At 66.6% G+C, this 17,427-nt stretch carries 15 protein-coding genes; 6 read left to right on the top strand and 9 right to left on the bottom strand.

The window, feature by feature from the left end; translation table 11 throughout:
- Positions 1 to 46 precede the first annotated feature (46 nt).
- A complete protein-coding gene (locus ACFQ9K_RS20810; protein ID WP_375912535.1) occupies positions 47 to 217 on the bottom strand; it encodes a hypothetical protein in 171 nt (56 codons plus the stop codon).
- A gap of 174 nt (positions 218 to 391) precedes the next feature.
- On the opposite strand from ACFQ9K_RS20810, the gene ACFQ9K_RS20805 reads away from it, so the two are divergent.
- Together ACFQ9K_RS20805 and ACFQ9K_RS20800 are read left to right on the top strand one after the other, a co-directional pair.
- Complete coding sequence (locus ACFQ9K_RS20805) at positions 392 to 1,186, top strand: GNAT family N-acetyltransferase (protein WP_378726004.1); 795 nt, start codon at positions 392 to 394, stop codon at positions 1,184 to 1,186.
- Positions 1,183 to 2,169, top strand: a complete 987-nt coding sequence (locus ACFQ9K_RS20800) for a pirin family protein (RefSeq protein WP_378726002.1) — start codon at positions 1,183 to 1,185, stop codon at positions 2,167 to 2,169. Before ACFQ9K_RS20805 ends, ACFQ9K_RS20800 begins: the two co-directional genes overlap by 4 nt.
- A gap of 13 nt (positions 2,170 to 2,182) precedes the next feature.
- On the opposite strand, the gene ACFQ9K_RS20795 is transcribed toward ACFQ9K_RS20800, so the two are convergent.
- Positions 2,183 to 2,554, bottom strand: a complete 372-nt coding sequence (locus ACFQ9K_RS20795) for a VOC family protein (RefSeq protein ID WP_378726000.1) — start codon at positions 2,552 to 2,554, stop codon at positions 2,183 to 2,185.
- An 83-nt stretch (positions 2,555 to 2,637) separates the two neighbouring features.
- Here ACFQ9K_RS20795 and ACFQ9K_RS20790 point away from each other — a divergent pair, with 83 nt between their 5' ends.
- Together ACFQ9K_RS20790 and ACFQ9K_RS20785 are read left to right on the top strand one after the other, a co-directional pair.
- Entirely contained in the window at positions 2,638 to 3,108 is a 471-nt protein-coding gene (locus ACFQ9K_RS20790; RefSeq protein ID WP_378725999.1) for a MarR family winged helix-turn-helix transcriptional regulator, read from the top strand.
- A 102-nt stretch (positions 3,109 to 3,210) separates the two neighbouring features.
- Positions 3,211 to 3,843 (top strand): hypothetical protein, encoded by a 633-nt coding sequence (locus ACFQ9K_RS20785; protein ID WP_378725997.1) that lies wholly within the window; start codon positions 3,211 to 3,213, stop codon positions 3,841 to 3,843.
- A 47-nt stretch (positions 3,844 to 3,890) separates the two neighbouring features.
- Here ACFQ9K_RS20785 and ACFQ9K_RS20780 read toward each other — a convergent pair whose 3' ends face one another.
- Complete coding sequence (locus tag ACFQ9K_RS20780; RefSeq protein WP_378725995.1) at positions 3,891 to 4,763, bottom strand: helix-turn-helix transcriptional regulator; 873 nt, start codon at positions 4,761 to 4,763, stop codon at positions 3,891 to 3,893.
- Positions 4,764 to 4,863: 100 nt separating this feature from the next.
- On the opposite strand from ACFQ9K_RS20780, the gene ACFQ9K_RS20775 reads away from it, so the two are divergent.
- The gene (locus tag ACFQ9K_RS20775) at positions 4,864 to 5,874 is read left to right on the top strand and encodes an aldo/keto reductase (protein ID WP_378725993.1); all 1,011 of its coding nucleotides are present in this window, start codon (positions 4,864 to 4,866) and stop codon (positions 5,872 to 5,874) included.
- A 36-nt stretch (positions 5,875 to 5,910) separates the two neighbouring features.
- Here the strand turns inward: ACFQ9K_RS20775 and ACFQ9K_RS20770 are convergent, their stop codons facing one another.
- The 4 genes from ACFQ9K_RS20770 to ACFQ9K_RS20755 form a co-directional block, all read right to left on the bottom strand.
- Complete coding sequence (locus tag ACFQ9K_RS20770; protein ID WP_378725990.1) at positions 5,911 to 6,378, bottom strand: PaaI family thioesterase; 468 nt, start codon at positions 6,376 to 6,378, stop codon at positions 5,911 to 5,913.
- A gap of 74 nt (positions 6,379 to 6,452) precedes the next feature.
- Positions 6,453 to 7,514, bottom strand: coding sequence for a glycerophosphodiester phosphodiesterase family protein (locus ACFQ9K_RS20765; protein ID WP_378725988.1), 1,062 nt, complete (start codon positions 7,512 to 7,514; stop codon positions 6,453 to 6,455).
- 52 nt (positions 7,515 to 7,566) lie between these two features.
- Positions 7,567 to 7,704: a hypothetical protein gene (locus ACFQ9K_RS20760; protein WP_378725986.1), complete on the bottom strand. Its 138-nt coding sequence runs from the start codon at positions 7,702 to 7,704 to the stop codon at positions 7,567 to 7,569.
- A 9-nt stretch (positions 7,705 to 7,713) separates the two neighbouring features.
- Complete coding sequence (locus tag ACFQ9K_RS20755) at positions 7,714 to 8,748, bottom strand: alpha/beta fold hydrolase (RefSeq protein ID WP_378725984.1); 1,035 nt, start codon at positions 8,746 to 8,748, stop codon at positions 7,714 to 7,716.
- Positions 8,749 to 8,988: 240 nt separating this feature from the next.
- On the opposite strand from ACFQ9K_RS20755, the gene ACFQ9K_RS20750 reads away from it, so the two are divergent.
- Positions 8,989 to 9,405: a hypothetical protein gene (locus ACFQ9K_RS20750; RefSeq protein ID WP_378725982.1), complete on the top strand. Its 417-nt coding sequence runs from the start codon at positions 8,989 to 8,991 to the stop codon at positions 9,403 to 9,405.
- Between the two features lie 72 nt (positions 9,406 to 9,477).
- Here ACFQ9K_RS20750 and ACFQ9K_RS20745 read toward each other — a convergent pair whose 3' ends face one another.
- Together ACFQ9K_RS20745 and ACFQ9K_RS20740 are read right to left on the bottom strand one after the other, a co-directional pair.
- On the bottom strand, positions 9,478 to 13,431 hold the full coding sequence (locus ACFQ9K_RS20745; RefSeq protein WP_378726570.1) for a DNA-directed RNA polymerase subunit beta': 3,954 nt from the start codon (positions 13,429 to 13,431) through the stop codon (positions 9,478 to 9,480).
- A 105-nt stretch (positions 13,432 to 13,536) separates the two neighbouring features.
- Positions 13,537 to 17,043: a DNA-directed RNA polymerase subunit beta gene (locus ACFQ9K_RS20740; protein ID WP_378983436.1), complete on the bottom strand. Its 3,507-nt coding sequence runs from the start codon at positions 17,041 to 17,043 to the stop codon at positions 13,537 to 13,539.
- Positions 17,044 to 17,427 lie beyond the last annotated feature (384 nt).

Below are 17,427 nucleotides of genomic sequence, written 5' to 3'. Positions count from 1 at the left end.
CGCGCGCCCCCGGCCACCCGGTTCGGGTCCCCGGGGCCGCGGCACGTCAGTGGAACGTGCGCCCGCCCAGCGAGGCGCTGATGATGGCCGGCGGCGTCCAGCCGACCATCAGATTCGCGCGCTCCTGCGGGGTGAGATCCTGCCTGGCCCAGATGCGGTGCGCGCTGCGGCGGCAGGCGGCGACCAGGGTGGGGGCGGTGCGGTTGCGGAACCTCATGACGTTTTTCTCCTTCGATGGACCTCCATATTTGTCCCGCGCCCGGGACCGCGACAGCCGTCGCGGACGATCTCTACGAGTTCTGTATGCCGGTGTAAATAGACTCGGACCCCGGTCCGTTTAAACCCGACCCCACCGGATGTTCGGCCGCGCGGGCTACTACCATCCAATGGAGTGAAGCCCGATGCCCCGCACGACCGCGTCTGGATCGACAAACAGACGCCCGCCGCGTTCCGCGCCCTCATCCGGGTCGCGAACGAAGTACACGCCGCGGCCGCCGCGGCAGGCCTGGACCGCAAGCTCATCGAGCTGGTCAACCTGCGGGTCTCGCAAATCAGCGGCTGCGCGTTCTGCCTGGACACGCACCAGCGCGCCGCGCTCGCCGCCGGGAACACCGAACAGGAGATCGCCGTGCTGCCCGCGTGGCGGCGCACCGAGCTGTACTCACCGCTGGAGCAGGCCGCGCTCGGGCTGGCCGAGGCCACCGCGACACTGCCGGACGAGCACACGCTGGAGCGTGAATACGCGCTCGCACGCAAGGTTTTGACCGACGATCAACTCTCGGTCGTCGTCTGGGCCGCCACCACGATCGGCGCGTTCAATCGCGTGTCGATCCTCAGCAGACATCCGGTACGCGCATCGAAGGAGAAGTCGACCATGACTACAGCCGCCTCGGAATCCAAGGTTGTCCGCAACGACGAGAAGCACCGGTACGAGGTGTTCTACGGCGGCGACCTGGCCGGATTCGCCGAGTACGAGGAGCGCGACGACGAGACGGTGTTCACCCACACCGAGATCGACGGCGCGTTCTCCGGCAAGGGACTCGGCAGCACGCTGGCCAAGCACGCCATCGAGGACGCGGTCGAGCGCAAGCGGGCGATCCGGCCGCTGTGCCCGTTCATCCGGGCCTACCTGGACAAGCACCCCCAGTACGACGCGCACGTCATCGGCAAGGGCATCACTCGGTGAGCGACCTGGATCCGCATCCGGCGGAGGCGCTGTGCGAGCCGGCGCCCGGCCCGGGCCCGGTCGCGGAGCTCTATCCCTCGCGCGAGGTGCCGCTCGGCGGCGTGCGCGGCGTCTTCGTGGAACGGGTACTGCCGCAACGGGATCTGCCGACGGTCGGGGCGTGGTGCTTCCTCGATCACTTCGGCTCGCCGACGGTCACCGACACCGGGGCGTCGCCGGATATCGATCCGCATCCGCACATCGGCCTGCAAACGGTGACCTGGCCGTTCGACGGGCGGATCCGGCACCGCGACTCGGTCGGCTCCGATGTGGAGATCGAGCCGGGCCAACTGAACCTGATGACCTCGGGGCGCGGCATCGCGCATTCCGAATACGGCGTCGCGGGCGCGCACGCGGGACACGGCCTGCAATTGTGGATCGCCCTGCCCGGCAACCGGACCGGGATCGCTCCGCACTTCGAGCAGCATCGCGAGCTGCCGGTCTATTCGGCGCCGGGCCTGCGCGCCATCGTGCTGATCGGCACGCTGGCCGGAATCACCTCGCCCGCAACCGCATACACGCCGATCGTCGGCGCGGACGTGCGGCTGGAGGCGGGCGAGGCCACCCTGCCGCTGGAGCGCGGGTTCGAGCACGCGCTGATGGTGATCGAGGGTGAGGTGACGGTCGACGGCACGCCGCTGACCGCGGGTCCGCTGCTCTACCTCGGCACCGATCGCGACGAGATCTCGCTGAGCAGCACTGCCGGAGCGCATTTCGCGCTGATCGGCGGCGAGCCGTTCGGCGAGGAACTGGTGATGTGGTGGAACTTCGTCGGGCGCAGCCACGAAGAGATCGTGGCAGCCCGAAACGATTGGGAGAACCACGATCTCGGGCCCTTCGCCGACATCGCCGGTCATCCGCCCGAGCAGCGTATCCCCGCGCCGCCGCTGCCCGGACTGCATCTCAAGCCGCGTAAGCGCCGGATCGGTCCGGCCAGAACCTGATTCGGACGAGGGGTTACGGGACCGCGGTGAACAGCTCGTAGCTGTGGCCGTCGGGTGCGTTGACGTAGACGCCGCGGCCACCGCCCAGATGGTTGACGGTCCGGTCCCAGCCGTGCTGCGGACCGGAGCCGAAGGCGACGGCAGGCCACCGGTTCAGCCGTTCGAGGACCGCGTCGAAGGTCTCGTCGTCGACGAGGAATCCGTAGTGGCCCGGCTCGACGCGGCCACGGTCGTCGAAGTCGAGGGTGAGATCGGCGTTCACCTGCACCGGCGTGAACGGACCGGCGGGCACGCCTACTTCGAGGCCCAGTAGGTCGGCGAAAAACGTTGCGGCAGCCTGCCGATCCGTCGCGGGCACGATCGTGTGATTCAAGACGATGGTCATGACTATCTCCTGATGTATGCGATTCACATAGAAATATACATGCGTATCGCATGCGATTGTCGGCGACGGGTTAGGCTGACGACATGAGCAGACGGGCAACCGGCAGGCCGGGAGCCGCCGCCGACGGCGGGCCGGCGCTGTTTCGACTGGTCCGGTTCTGGTCCCGACGCTGGATCAACCGAACCTCGGCGGATCTGCCCGACGAACTACGGCACGCCCAGCACGTCCAGGTGGTCGAGGCGGTGGCGGCCACCGTCGAGCAGGGCGCCGAGGCCACCATCACCTCGGTGTCTCATCAACTGGGACTGGACCATTCGGGGGCGAGCCGGATGGTGCGGGATGCGACCGCGGCGGGCTTTCTCTCCCGCGCGGAATCCGAACACGACCGGCGCCGAACGGCATTGGCGCTGACCGCCAGTGGCGAGCGCCTGCTCGCCGAGGCCCGCGACTGGCAACGCCAGGTCTTCACCGAGCTCACCGCCGACTGGGACGACGCCGATCGGCAGCGATTCGCCGGATATCTGCGTCGATTGAGTAACGAACTCGAGCTCTGAGCCGAGTTGGCTTGCGCCCGAACACCGAGCCGTACTCGTCCGCGCCTGATACTGTCGCCGACGAACACACTGCGCAGGGGGCAGCGCTACCGAAAGAGCACGATGAGATTCTCCAGAATCACCGCGACCGCACTGCTGGCCTTGGCGGCCACCGTCATCAGCACGAGCGCCACGCACGCGGATCCCGCCACCACCACGCCCGACACCGCACTCGACGTACGCGGGTCGTTCGCCGACATCGCCTACCAGGTCGCCGCATCCGAGGATCGGCGCGCCGCGGTGACGACGATCCAGGACGGACGCTTCGAACTCGTCCACGACGGCCGGGTGGTCACGCTGACCGATCGCGACGGCAGCGTCGTCGCCGCGTTACCGATGGCGCTGCGCGTCGGCGACAAGCGGGTGGCGCTGAATCCGGTCATCGAGGAGGCCGGTCATCGGCTCACCCTGGTGCCCGACCACATGTCGCAGGCGCCGCTGCGCGACGTGAGCAGCCAGGAACGCTTCTTCGCCGAGGTGGAGAAGGCGATGCCGATTGTGTTGGCGGGCGCGGGAATCGGCGCCGCGATCGGCTTCGTGGTCGGGTTCCCGCTCGGGCTGTTCGTCATCGACTTCATCACGGTGCCGATCACCACGGTGCTCGGCGCGGCCATCGGCGCGGCGGCCGGACTCGCGATGGCCGGTGGTCAGCCGGCGATCGACGCGGCGCTCGATTACGTCTCCGGCGCACCCTGATCCGGGAGCGGGCGGGTGTCCGCTCGCTCGAGACCACCGGGCCGAGGTCAGAGTCGGCGTGCGCGAGCCTCGACTTCGCCTGCGGAGTCCATGGTCTGCGTTCCGATGACGCGCAGCAGGTCCAGTTTCTCGGCCGCGTCCGTACCCGGCTGCGGCAGGTAGACGAGCAGGCGCTGGGCGGCGTTCGGGGTGAGCAGCGTTTCGCAGATCGTGTCGACCAGACCGACCTGGGGATGCAGGATGCGCTTGGTGTCCGAAAGGCGCACCGCTACTTCGTGTTCGTCCCAGAGCACGTCGAATTCCGTACTGACCGAACGCAGTTTCGCGATGAACTCGGTGACGTCCGCGTCGCCGGCCCGGCGCGCGGCGGTCGCACGCAGATCGGCGACGTGCTTGCGACCCAGTCGATCCCAGTCTTCCTCGGGGAAGGTCGCGCGCGACTCGACGTCGGTGAACCAGCGGTAGGCGTAGAAGCGTTCCCAGCCGCGGCGGCTCGCCAGATCGCCGAGCAGCAGGGTGTGCATGCGATTCTGCACCAGCACCTCACCGAGGTCGGTGATCACGGTGGCGGCGGTGTCGTCCAGCTTGGCCAGCAGGTGCATCAGCCCGGGACCGACATGCCTGTCGGAGAACTCGCGGACCGGCGCCGCGTGGTCGCACAGGTGGTAGAGGTGATCGCGTTCGTCGCTGCTGAAGCGCAGGGCGCGGGCCAGCGCGGCCAGCACCTGGGTGGACGGTCGCGGGCCGCGGGACTGCTCCAGGCGGGTGTAGTAGTCGGTGGACATGCCGGCCAGCATCGCCACCTCGTCCCGGCGCAGGCCGGGGGTGCGCCGCCGGACACCGGGTGGCAAACCCACGTCGGCGGGCGTCAGCTGCTCCCGGCGGCGACGGAGGAAGTCGGCGAGCTCGGTTCGGTCCATGCCTCCACTGTCCCCCGGATCGGGCCGGGCAGCCAGGGATCGGCAATCCCCCGATAGGCGATCTCTGCCGATTCCGCCGTGGGAGGTGCAGGCTTGCCCTATGACGACATCGAGGATCTCCACAGTTCAGCTCGGTAAGACCGGGCCCGCCGTCGGCCGGATCGGGCTCGGCGCGATGGGTATGTCCGGCATGTACGGCACGGCGGACGACGCCGAATCCACCGCCACCATCCACGCCGCGCTCGAGGCCGGCGCGAACCTGATCGACACCGGCGATTTCTACGGCGCCGGGCACAACGAGCTACTGATCGGCAAAGCAATCGCCGAGCGGCCGCGCGAGGACGTGGTGCTCAGCGTGAAGTTCGGCGCGCTGCGCGGGCCGGGCGGCGCCTGGGGCGGCGTGGACACCCGGCCCGAGGCCCTGCGCAACTTCCTCGTCTACAGCATGCAGCGGCTCGGGGTCGACTACGTCGATATCTACCGGCCGGCCCGGCTCGATCCGAACGTCCCGATCGAGGACACCGTCGGCGCGATCGCCGACTTGATCGAGGCGGGGTATGTCCGGCACGTCGGGCTGTCCGAGGTCGGCGCGGACACCATCCGGCGGGCCGCGGCGGTGCATCCGATCGCCGATCTGCAAATCGAGTACTCGCTGATCTCGCGGGGCATCGAGGCGGAGATCCTGCCGCTGTGCCGGGAACTCGGCATCGGCATCACCGCGTACGGCGTGCTGTCGCGCGGGCTGCTCAGCAGCTCGGTGCAGGCCGGAACCACGTTCGCCGCCAACGATTTCCGGGCGCACAGCCCGCGCTTCCAAGGGGAGAACCTCAGCCGGAATCTGAAGCTGGTCAACGCGCTGGCCGAGATCGCGGCGGGCAAGGATGTCTCGGTTGCCCAGCTGGCCATCGCGTGGGTGCTGACCCGCGGCGCGGACATCGTACCGATCGTCGGCGCGCGCAGGCGCGAGCGCTGGACCGAAGCCGCAGGCGCACTGGAGGTCTCGCTGAGCGCGGACGAGTTGGCCACCATCGAGGCGGCGGTGCCCAGCGATCAGGTCGCCGGGCAACGCTATGCCGCGGAACAGATGGCGATGCTCGACAGCGAGCGCTGAGCGGGTGGGGTGCGCTCGGGCCGTCGAGCGCACCCGTTAGCGGCGCGGGCGGATGACCGCGGTGAATGTCGCGACGGCGACGGACTTTCCGGTGTTGTCGGTGATGTTCACCGGAACCTCCAGGTCGATCGAACTCCGGGCCGCGATATCCGCGCGCACCTGTCGAAGTACCTCGCCGGACAGCTCGGACGTCGCAAAGTACGGTCCCGCATCGCCTTTGGCGCGCGCCCGGTATTCGATTCGCCCGTCCCTGGCCACGATGAAGGTCTCCCCCATCAGGTCGACGATGCCCGAGACCGACGCACCCATCGCGGCGGTCTCGGCCAGGCCGAACAACACCGCCGCGTGCAGGTCACCATTGTGGTTCAGATGCTCGGGACACGGCGCCATCCGCACCACATTGCGGCCCGCGTCGAACTCCACGCCCTCGATCCCGGTGTACTGGATGAACCCCAGTTTCTGGAACCCTGCCATCACCAATTCGCCCATGGCCGCCGTGTCCATCGCATCTCCCACCAATAACTGAAACGTGTTCCAATTTCATACCGTGCGGAGTGCGCGTTGTCCACGCGAAGGACTCAAGGCCGGGGATAGGCCTTCGGCAGCCGATAGCCGCGTTCGGCGAGGAGAGTGCGCAACAGGTCCGGGCGGTTGGTGATGAGGCCGTCCACGCCGAGGTCGAGCAGCGCCGTCATGGTGGGCCGGTCGTCGACGGTCCACGGCACAACGCGCATGCCCTGCCGGTGAGCGGCCCGGACCAGAGCGCCGGTGGTGAAGGGTTCGTAGCCGGCGTCTTCGACGCTGCCGTTCTGCGGGTCGCCGTGCACCGGTGACACCGCGTCGGCGCCGAAAGACGCTGCCGCGCCGACGAATTTCTCCGGCAGCGTGCCGGGGAAGTCGTCGATGTCGAGGCCGCCCAGCCAGGGGGACGCGTCCGGCCTGCCCGCCTGCAGGAACTGCTGCCCGTTGGTCAACGCGACGAGGGGTAATTCCGGTGCCACCTCGCGCATGCGCATCAGCGAGCCCCAGTCGAAACTTTGGATGGTGACCTGGTTTTCGAGGTGTGCGCGTCGCACTTCCGCGGCGATCACCTGCACGAACTGTTCGCGCGGCGCGGTTTGTTCCGGCGCTGCGGCTTCGACCTTGGATTCGACGTTCAGCATGACCTCGTCGGCGTGATAGGCGTGTACGAGGTCGAAAACCTCGGACAGCAAGGGCATTCGGGCGCCCGGCACCGTCCGCTGCTCCGGGAAAGCGGCCAACCGCTTCGAGCCGCAATCGATGGTGCGCACCTGCGCCAAGGTCAGATCTCGGATGAACCTGGTGCCCGGCACATAGGGGAACTTCGGGTCGCCGAGAAAGGCGGGCAGCGTGTCGACGCACTTGTCCGGACTCGGGTCACGGTCATGGGTCACCACCGCGTACCCGTCCTCGGTGATCTGCACGTCCAATTCCAGTGTGCTGACGCCGAGTTCCAGAGCATTCGCGAAGGCGGGCACCGTGTTCTCCACCACCAGCGCCGCCCCGCCGCGATGCGCCTGGAGATCGAACGGCGGCGGGCCGTCCGCCGACGCCGCACCCACGTTCAGGACACCGGCCAGCAGGATCGTCGCGACGACCGCCGCATACGTTCGACGCATCCCTCCATTGTGACCGCCGCCGCCGACGTGGCGATGACTCTCGCATGAACCCTCAGCGATGCTTTATCCGCTCCTCGTCGGCTTGGCCGGACCTGTCCTCGCCGCGGTCGCGCAGGTCATCCCAGGCTGCGAGCACGACGATGCCGATGAGTAGCAGTGCGCCGAGCGCGACCGCGAGTGTGTAATGCACGGCCCGGAATCAGGCCAGGCCACCGGGTTTGCCTAGTAGGTCGGTTAGCGCGGTATCGATGAACCGGGTGTCGTCCGGGTTCTTGCCGTGGCCGGCGAAGTGGCCCCAGATGCCGGGGATGACCCGGAGTTCGGCGTTCGGGATGTGCGATACCGCCCAGGCTTCGTCCTCCGGCGGAAAGTAGAGGTCCTTCTCGGCGGGCAGGACCAGGGCGGTGGCCTTGATCGAGGCGAGGGCGGCCTCGGTGTTGCCGTCGAAGCCGGGGGTGCGGCCGACGTCGGCGTGCTGCCAGGTCCAGAGCATGGTGAGCAGGTTGTTGGGGTCGCGGTCGTCGAGGAAGAAGCCTTCCCAGAAGCCGATGAGGAAGTCCTCGAGCGAGGTGTAGCCGAGCTTCTCGTACTCGTGCTCCCAGTAGAACGCCTGGGAGAAGCCCCAGCCCGCGTAAACCCGTGCCAGGGCGCGCAATCCGGTGGTCGGCCAGTTCTCGCCGTACCACCCGCCGGCGAACGCGGAGTCGGCGGTCAGTGCCGCCTTCACGCCCTCCAGGAAGACCTTGTTGTGCACGCTCGTTCGGGCCGAACCGCAGAACGGGGCGATCCGTTCGACCATCTCCGGGTGGCTCACCGCCCACTGATAGGTCTGGCCAGCGCCCATCGACCAGCCGGTGACCAGCGCGAGCCGCTCGATGCCGAAATGCTCTGTCACCAAACGGTATTGCGCGGCCACCTGGTCGTAGACGGTGAGGTCGGGGAAGCGCGCGCGATCGTAGGGTTGCAGGGTGTTGCTCGGCGAGCTGGACAGGCCGTTGCCGAGCATGTTCGGCACGATGATGAAATACTCGGCCGGATCCAGCGCCATGCCCGCGCCGATCAACCACTCGTTGTCCCAATGTCGCCCGGAATACCACGTCGGATAGACGATCGCGTTGCTCTTGTCGGCATTGAGTTCGCCGTACGTGGCATACGCCAGAAAGGCGCCGCGCAAGGTGGCGCCGTGCTGCGTGGTGAAGTCACCGAGATCGAAGATCTGGTGGTGCTCGGGCATGAAGCGACTCGCTTTCGCAACGGGCGGAACAGGATTCGGCAGGCGGCCGACGCGCTCACGCACCACCCAACCGCTTCAATTGAAAATATTCTGACAGAAAATATTCCCCCGAAAGTAAATTTCCCATCACTCTTTCGACACTCCGGCCGCACCGTTTCCCGGCCGGACAAGCCGGGAAGGGCGTCGGGCTTGGCTACGGTGGGCGGGTCCGGTTCGGGTGTCGGTGGGAGGGAGTGGTCTGTGCGTGATCTGCGGCTTTCCGAGGCGAGTGTGCAGCAGATTCAGCTGGAGCTGGTTCGGCGTAGGCGGTTCAACGACTTCGATGGCGAGCTGGTCGTCGCCAGCTTGGAGCGGCATCGGGAGCTGTGGGTGGCGGTCTGCATGGACCGACTCGGCGTGGCCTCGGTGGAGCATCCCGATTGGTTCGCGCCGCTGTCGTTGATCAAGTTGCGCGATCTGCCCGACGACACGTGGAACGTGGACACGTTGTTCGTGCTCACCGAAAGCCTGGACAAGGCAAGGGAGTTGGCCCAGGTGGCGGAGAAAGAACGCTGGCTGGCGACCGAGGTGACCGTGCAGGAGAACCCCGAGGAGATGGGTAATGCGCTCGGCAGCTGGCCGTACACCGAAGGGGTACTGACGGCCTGGTGGGATTGATCGAGCGGTAGAAACGCAAACGGCCCCCGCTCCGAAGGGAGCGGGGGCCGAATGTGGTTGCGCGGTACCGGATCAGCGGTAGTCGCTGAAACCGTAGTCGTCGAGCGGGACTGCGGCGCCGGTGGTTTGGCCGAAGCTGTCCGGGCTGTAGTAGGTGTCGTCGTAGGACGGCACCGCGTACGCGGCGGCACGGGCTTCTTCGGTCGGCTGCACCGTGATGTTGCGGTAGCGGTTGATACCGGTACCGGCCGGGATCAGCTTGCCGATGATCACGTTCTCCTTGAGGCCGATGAGCTTGTCGGAGCGGCAGTTGATCGCCGCGTCCGTCAGCACTCGAGTGGTCTCCTGGAAGGACGCCGCCGACAGCCACGAATCCGTCGCGAGCGACGCCTTCGTGATACCCATCAGCACCGGGCGACCGGCCGCGGGCTCGTTGCCCTCGGCGACGACGCGACGGTTGGAGGCCTCGAACTCGGACCGCTCGGTGAGCGAACCAGGCAGGAACTCCGTGGCGCCCGAATCGATGATCGTCACGCGACGCAGCATCTGGCGCACGATGACCTCGATGTGCTTGTCGTGGATCGACACACCCTGCGAGCGGTAGACCTCCTGGACCTCGTGGACCAGGTGGATCTGCACCTGACGGGGACCCATGATGCGCAGCACCTCGTGCGGGTCCGCCGCGCCTTCCAGCAGCTGCTGGCCGACCTCGACGTGATCACCGTCGGAGAGCAGACGCTCGGTGCCGTCGTCGTGCTTGAAGACACGCAGACGCTGACGCTTCGAGAGCTTGTCGTAGACAACCTCTTCGCCACCGTCATCCGGGATGATGGTGATCTTGTAGAAGCGGTCGTCGTCTTCCATCCGCACGCGACCACTGACCTCGGCGATCGGAGCCTTGCCCTTCGGCACGCGGGCCTCGAACAGCTCCTGCACCCGCGGCAGACCGCCGGTGATGTCATCGCCCGCGACACCACCCTGGTGGAAGGTACGCATGGTCAGCTGGGTACCGGGCTCACCGATGGACTGCGCGGCGACGATGCCGACGGCCTCACCGATGTCGACCAGCTTGCCGGTGGCCATGGAACGGCCGTAGCAGGTGGCGCAGACACCGGTACCGGTGGTGCAGGTCAGCACGGAGCGGACCCGAACCTCGGTGATGCCTGCCCCGAGCAGCGCGTCGATCGCCGGGTCGCCGAGGTCGGCGCCCTTGGCGATGACGAGGTTGCCGTCGGCGTCCACCGCGTCCGAAGCGAGCGTGCGAGCGTACGCGGAGGTTTCCACGTGCGCGTCGCGGATGAGCGAGCCATCCGCCTGCTTGTCCGCGATGTGCACGATGATGCCGCGCTCGGTGGCGCAATCGTGCTCGCGCACGATCACGTCCTGCGAAACGTCCACCAGACGACGGGTCAGGTAACCCGAGTCGGCGGTACGCAGCGCGGTATCGGCCAGACCCTTACGCGCACCGTGGGTGTTGATGAAGTACTCGAGCACGGTCAGGCCCTCACGGAACGAGGACTTGATCGGGCGCGGGATGAACTCACCCTTCGGGTTCGTCACCAGGCCCTTCATACCGGCGAGGGTACGGGTCTGGGTGAAGTTACCCGTGGCGCCCGACTCGACGATCGTGATGATCGGGTTGTCCGGCGGGTAGTGCGCACGCAGTGCCGTACCGACCTCTTCGGTCGCTTCCTGCCAGATCTTGACCAGGGCGTTGTTGCGCTCCTGGTGATCGAGCGCACCACGCTGGTACTTCTTCTCGATCTGATCGGCAAGCGCCTCGTAGCGCTCCATGATCTCGGTCTTCTCCGGCGGCACGAGGACGTCGGACATGGAGACCGTCACGCCGGAACGGGTGGCCCAGTAGAAGCCCGCGTCCTTCAGCTTGTCGACGGTCTGCGCGACCACGATCATCGGGTAGCGCTCGGCCAGATCGTTGATGATCGTCGCCTGACGCTTCTTCGGCATCTGCTCGTTGATGAACGCGTAGTCCGCCGGAAGCAGCTCGTTGAACAGCACGCGACCGAGGGTGGTCTCGGCCAGCCACGCGTCGCCGCGGTTCCAGCCCTCCGGGAACAGCTTCGCCTCGATGTCCTTCGGCGGGCGCTGGTGGGTGAGCCGGACCTTGATCGGCGAACGCACGGTGAGCTCACCGCGGTCCACCGCCATCTGCGCCTCGGCGGGCGAGGAGTAGACGGCGAACTCGGCCTTGTCCTTGCCCGCGGCCTTGTACTCGCCCTTCGCGCCCTCTTCGAGGCGGGTCAGGTAGTACAGGCCGGTCACCATGTCCAGACGCGGCATGGCGAGCGGGCGGCCGGAGGCCGGCGACAGGATGTTGTTCGAGGACAGCATCAGGATGCGGGCCTCGGCCTGCGCCTCCGCGGACAGCGGAAGGTGCACGGCCATCTGGTCACCGTCGAAGTCGGCGTTGAACGCTTCACAGACGAGCGGGTGCAGCTGGATCGCCTTACCCTCGACGAGCTGCGGCTCGAACGCCTGGATGCCGAGGCGGTGCAGGGTGGGCGCGCGGTTCAGCAGCACCGGGTGCTCGGCGATGACCTCTTCGAGGACATCCCACACCTGGGGACGCTGACGCTCGACCATCCGCTTGGCGGACTTGATGTTCTGCGCGTGGTTGAGATCGACCAGGCGCTTCATCACGAACGGCTTGAACAGCTCCAGCGCCATCAGCTTGGGCAGACCGCACTGGTGCAGCTTGAGCTGCGGGCCGACCACGATGACCGAACGGCCCGAGTAGTCGACACGCTTGCCGAGCAGGTTCTGCCGGAACCGGCCCTGCTTGCCCTTGAGCAGATCGCTCAGCGACTTCAGCGGGCGGTTACCCGGTCCGGTGACCGGGCGGCCGCGACGGCCGTTGTCGAACAGCGCGTCGACGGACTCCTGCAGCATCCGCTTCTCGTTGTTGACGATGATCTCGGGCGCGCCGAGGTCGATCAGTCGCTTGAGGCGGTTGTTGCGGTTGATCACGCGGCGGTACAGGTCGTTCAGGTCGGAGGTGGCGAAACGACCACCGTCGAGCTGAACCATCGGGCGCAGCTCCGGCGGGATCACCGGAACGGCGTCGAGCACCATGCCCATCGGCGAGTTGCCGTTGGTCTGGAAGGCCGCGACGACCTTGAGCCGCTTGAGCGCGCGCAGCTTCTTCTGGCCCTTACCGCTGCGGATGGTCTCCCGCAGGCTCTCGGCCTCGGCGTCGATGTCGAAGTTCTCCATCAGCTTCTGGATGGACTCCGCACCCATGGCGCCGGTGAAGTACTCGCCGTAGCGGTCGATCAGCTCGCGGTAGAGCACCTCATCGACGATGAGCTGCTTGGGCGCCAGCTTGGTGAAGGTGGTCCAGATCTCGTCGAGCCGGTCCAGCTCACGCTGGGACCGATCGCGCAGCTGACGCATCTCGCGCTCGCCGCCGTCCTTGACCTTGCGGCGGACGTCGGACTTGGCACCCTCGGCCTCGAGCTCGGCCAGGTCGGCCTCGAGCTTCTGGGCGCGGGCCTCGAGGTCGGCGTCGCGCTGATCGGCGACCGCCTTCTTCTCGACCTCCATCTCGGCCTCGAGCGTGCTGAGCTCGTTGTGGCGCAGCTCGTCGTCGACCGCGACGATCACGTAGGCGGCGAAGTAGATGATCTTTTCCAGATCCTTCGGCGCCAGGTCGAGCAGGTACCCGAGGCGCGAAGGCACGCCCTTGAAGTACCAGATGTGGGTGACGGGTGCGGCCAGCTCGATGTGGCCCATCCGCTCACGGCGCACCTTGGCGCGAGTCACCTCGACGCCACAGCGCTCACAGATGATGCCCTTGAACCGGACACGCTTGTACTTGCCGCAGTAGCACTCCCAGTCCCGGGTGGGACCGAAGATCTTCTCGCAGAAGAGCCCGTCCTTCTCCGGCTTGAGCGTGCGGTAGTTGATGGTCTCCGGCTTTTTCACCTCGCCGAAGGACCACTGGCGGATGTCGTCCGCGGTGGCCAGGCCGATCCGGAGTTCATCGAAGAAGTTGACGTCTAGCACGTAACTTCCTTTCCCCTATTCGGGTCGAATTCGAGCAAAAAGTTCACTAGTTGGTGGAACGCGGGGCCGGATGCCGTTGTGTACGAACGACATCCGGCCGACCGCCTAGTTCGCCAGATCGTCGACGGTGGCCGCTTCGTTCCTGGACAGGTTGATGCCCAGGTTCGCCGCGGCGCGCTCCAGATCCTCGTCGTCGCCGTCGCGCATCTCGATCGCGGCGCCGTCGGAAGACAGCACCTCGACGTTGAGGCACAGCGACTGGAGTTCCTTGAGGAGCACCTTGAACGACTCCGGAATGCCCGGCTCCGGAATGTTCTCGCCCTTGACGATCGCCTCGTAAACCTTGACGCGACCGACGACATCGTCGGACTTGATCGTCAGCAGCTCCTGCAGCGTGTACGCCGCGCCGTAGGCCTGCATGGCCCAGCACTCCATTTCACCGAAGCGCTGGCCACCGAACTGGGCCTTACCGCCGAGCGGCTGCTGGGTGATCATCGAGTACGGACCGGTCGAGCGGGCGTGGATCTTGTCGTCGACCAGGTGGTGCAGCTTCAGGATGTACATGTAGCCGACCGCGACCGGGTACGGGAACGGCTCGCCGGAACGACCGTCGAGCAGCGTGGCCTTGCCGTTGTCGTCGACCATGCGCTCACCGTCACGGTTCGGCAGGGTCGAGGCGAGCAGACCGGTCAGCTCCTCCTCGCGGGCACCGTCGAACACCGGGGTGGCGATGTTCGAGTCGGACGGTGCCGCCAGCATCTCCTCCGGCAGCGCCTTGGCCCAGTCGGGACGAGACCCGTCTTCGCCTACGCCGACATCCCAGCCCGCCTTGCCGATCCACCCGAGGTGGGTCTCCAAGATCTGGCCGATGTTCATACGACGCGGCACACCGTGGGTGTTGAGGATGATGTCGACCGGGGTGCCGTCCGGCATGAACGGCATGTCCTCGGTCGGCAGGATCTTGCCGATGACACCCTTGTTGCCGTGGCGGCCGGCGAGCTTGTCGCCGTCCTGGATCTTGCGCTTCTGCGCCACGTACACGCGCACCAGCTCGTTCACCCCGGGCGGCAGATCGTCGTCGTCCTCACGCGAGAACACGCGGATGCCGATGACCTTGCCGGACTCACCGTGCGGCACCTTCAGCGAGGTATCGCGCACTTCGCGCGCCTTCTCACCGAAGATGGCGCGCAGCAGGCGCTCCTCCGGGGTCAGCTCGGTCTCGCCCTTCGGGGTGACCTTGCCGACCAGGATGTCGCCATCCCTGACCTCGGCGCCGATGCGCACGATGCCACGCTCGTCGAGGTCGGCGAGGACCTCGTCGGAGACGTTCGGGATGTCCCTGGTGATCTCCTCGGCACCGAGCTTGGTGTCGCGGGCGTCGATCTCGTGCTCTTCGATGTGGATCGAGGTGAGCACGTCCTCTTCCACGAGGCGCTGCGACAGGATGATCGCGTCCTCGTAGTTGTGGCCCTCCCACGGCATGATCGCGACGAGCAGGTTCTTGCCCAGCGCCATCTCACCGTTCTGGGTGCACGGACCGTCGGCCAGCACCTGGCCGACCTCGACCCGCTGGCTCTCGTCCACGATCGGCCGCTGGTTCGCGCAGGTGCCCTGGTTGGAGCGGGCGAACTTGCGCATCCGGTAGCTCTTGCGGGTGCCGTCGTCGGCCATCACGGTGACGTAGTCGGCCGAAACCTCTTCGACCACGCCGGCCTTCTCGTTGACCACGACATCGCCGGCGTCGACGGCGGCGCGCAGCTCCATGCCGGTGCCAACGACGGGGGCCTCGGAACGGATCAGCGGCACGGCCTGACGCTGCATATTCGCACCCATGAGGGCACGGTTGGCGTCGTCGTGCTCGAGGAACGGGATCATGGCCGTCGCGACCGACACCATCTGGCGCGGCGAGACATCCATGTAGTCGACCTCGTCGGCGGAGACGAGCTCGTTCTCCTCGTTGCCCCGGCGGCAAAGCACCCGGTCCTCGAGGAAGCGACCGTCGGCGTCGACCGGCGAGTTGGCCTGCGCACGAACGTGGCGGTCCTCCTCGTCGGCGGTGAGGTACTTGACCTCATCGGTGACTCGGCCGTCGACCACCTTGCGGTACGGCGTCTCGATGAAGCCGAACGGGTTGACCCGCGCGTACACCGACAGCGAACCGATCAGGCCGATATTCGGGCCTTCCGGGGTCTCGATCGGGCACATGCGGCCGTAGTGCGAGGTGTGCACGTCGCGGACTTCCAGGCCGGCGCGCTCACGGGACAGACCACCCGGGCCAAGGGCCGACAGGCGGCGCTTGTGGGTCAGACCCGACAGCGGGTTGTTCTGGTCCATGAACTGCGACAGCTGCGACGTTCCGAAGAACTCCTTGATCGCGGCGACCACCGGGCGGATGTTGATCAGGGTCTGCGGCGTGATCGCCTCGACGTCCTGAGTCGTCATCCGCTCGCGGACCACGCGCTCCATCCGGGACAGGCCGACCCGGATCTGGTTCTGGATCAGCTCGCCGACGGTGCGCAGGCGACGGTTACCGAAGTGGTCGATGTCGTCGACGTCGACCGGGACCTCTTCGCCGCCGGGCGCGGTCATCACCCGATCACCCGCGTGCAGACGCACCAGGTACTCGATCGTGGAGACGATGTCTTCCTTGGTGAGCACCGATCCGGTGACCTGCTCGCCGAGGTGGATGCCGAGCTTCTTGTTGATCTTGTAGCGACCGACGCGGGCCAGGTCGTAGCGCTTCTCCTTGAAGAACAGGTTCTCCAGCAGGGTCTGCGCGGACTCCTTGGTCGGCGGCTCGCCCGGACGCAACTTGCGGTAGATGTCCAGCAGCGCCTCGTCCTGACCGGCGGTGTTGTCCTTCTCCAGGGTCGACATCATGATCTCGGAGAAGCCGAAACGCTCGACGATCTCCTCGTTCGTCCAACCGAGCGCCTTCAGCAGCACGGTGACCGGCTGGCGACGCTTGCGGTCGATGCGGACACCAACGGTGTCGCGCTTGTCGATGTCGAACTCCAGCCAGGCACCACGCGACGGAATGACGCGCACGCTGTGCAGGTCCTTCTCGGTGGTCTTGTCGACGGAGTGGTCGAAGTAGACACCCGGCGAACGAACCAGCTGCGAGACGACGACGCGCTCGGTGCCGTTGATGATGAACGTGCCCTTGTCGGTCATCATCGGGAAATCTCCCATGAAGACCGTCTGGCTCTTGATCTCACCGGTGTTGTTGTTGATGAACTCCGCGGTGACGAACAACGGCGCCGCGTAGGTCATGTCCTTGTCTTTGCACTCGTCGATGGAGGCCTTGACCTCTTCGAACCGAGGGTCAGAGAAAGACAGGGACATCGAGCCGGAGAAGTCCTCGATCGGCGAAAGCTCCTCGAGCACCTCCTCGAGTCCCCCGACTAGCCCGACATCGCCGCGAAGGGCGACCTTTTCACGCCATGACGGCGAACCGATCAACCATGCAAATGAGTCCGTCTGTAGATCGAGAAGTCCGGGCACCTCCAAGGGTTCACGGATCTTCGCGAAAGACACCCGCAATGGGGCTCCGGGGATTCCGGCAACTGCCTTGGTCTGGGTGGAGACTGCCAAGATGCGTCCTTCCAGCACCTCACGCGCGCCGCGTGGTGGTCCGCGACCGTCGCTTGTCTGCTACGAATTCCGCTGGTTACAACCCGAACGAAACCCGAACAGGCAACAACGGAAGTAACACCGGAAGGGTGGAACTTACGTGTGCAAATCGAGGTATGGACAGGAGGCAGCCAGCGCAACGTCCAACCGTACACCAACCGTCACGGGGGTGTCAACCTACCATCCGTGCGCACATTCACGTGGCTGGCGCGCCGTGTCCGAATCGCTGGCTGCGTCGAGGACGACGGGGCGTAATGGAGCCACTGTGACAGCTGCCGCTGTTGTGAATAGCGTGACGGCTCCAGCGAAACTCGTCAAGTAGGCGGCCCCGACCAGGGCGCCATGAGATCCCCTGGGCCGCTG

This window comes from Nocardia sp. NPDC056564 (assembly GCF_042793755.1).
Taxonomy (GTDB): Bacteria; Actinomycetota; Actinomycetes; order Mycobacteriales; family Mycobacteriaceae; genus Nocardia.
Note: the sequence above shows the minus strand (reverse complement) of the source record. Positions and strands in the feature narration are given on the sequence as shown.

Coding starts and splice junctions, on each gene's coding strand:
- ACFQ9K_RS20780 (WP_378725995.1), bottom strand. CDS start 4,763: ATGGACCGAACCGAGCTCGCCGACTTCCTCCGTCGCCGCCGGGAGCAG.
- ACFQ9K_RS20810 (WP_375912535.1), bottom strand. CDS start 217: ATGAGGTTCCGCAACCGCACCGCCCCCACCCTGGTCGCCGCCTGCCGC.
- ACFQ9K_RS20755 (WP_378725984.1), bottom strand. CDS start 8,748: ATGCCCGAGCACCACCAGATCTTCGATCTCGGTGACTTCACCACGCAG.
- ACFQ9K_RS20795 (WP_378726000.1), bottom strand. CDS start 2,554: ATGACCATCGTCTTGAATCACACGATCGTGCCCGCGACGGATCGGCAG.
- ACFQ9K_RS20775 (WP_378725993.1), top strand. CDS start 4,864: ATGACGACATCGAGGATCTCCACAGTTCAGCTCGGTAAGACCGGGCCC.
- ACFQ9K_RS20765 (WP_378725988.1), bottom strand. CDS start 7,514: ATGCGTCGAACGTATGCGGCGGTCGTCGCGACGATCCTGCTGGCCGGT.
- ACFQ9K_RS20770 (WP_378725990.1), bottom strand. CDS start 6,378: ATGGACACGGCGGCCATGGGCGAATTGGTGATGGCAGGGTTCCAGAAA.
- ACFQ9K_RS20785 (WP_378725997.1), top strand. CDS start 3,211: ATGAGATTCTCCAGAATCACCGCGACCGCACTGCTGGCCTTGGCGGCC.
- ACFQ9K_RS20790 (WP_378725999.1), top strand. CDS start 2,638: ATGAGCAGACGGGCAACCGGCAGGCCGGGAGCCGCCGCCGACGGCGGG.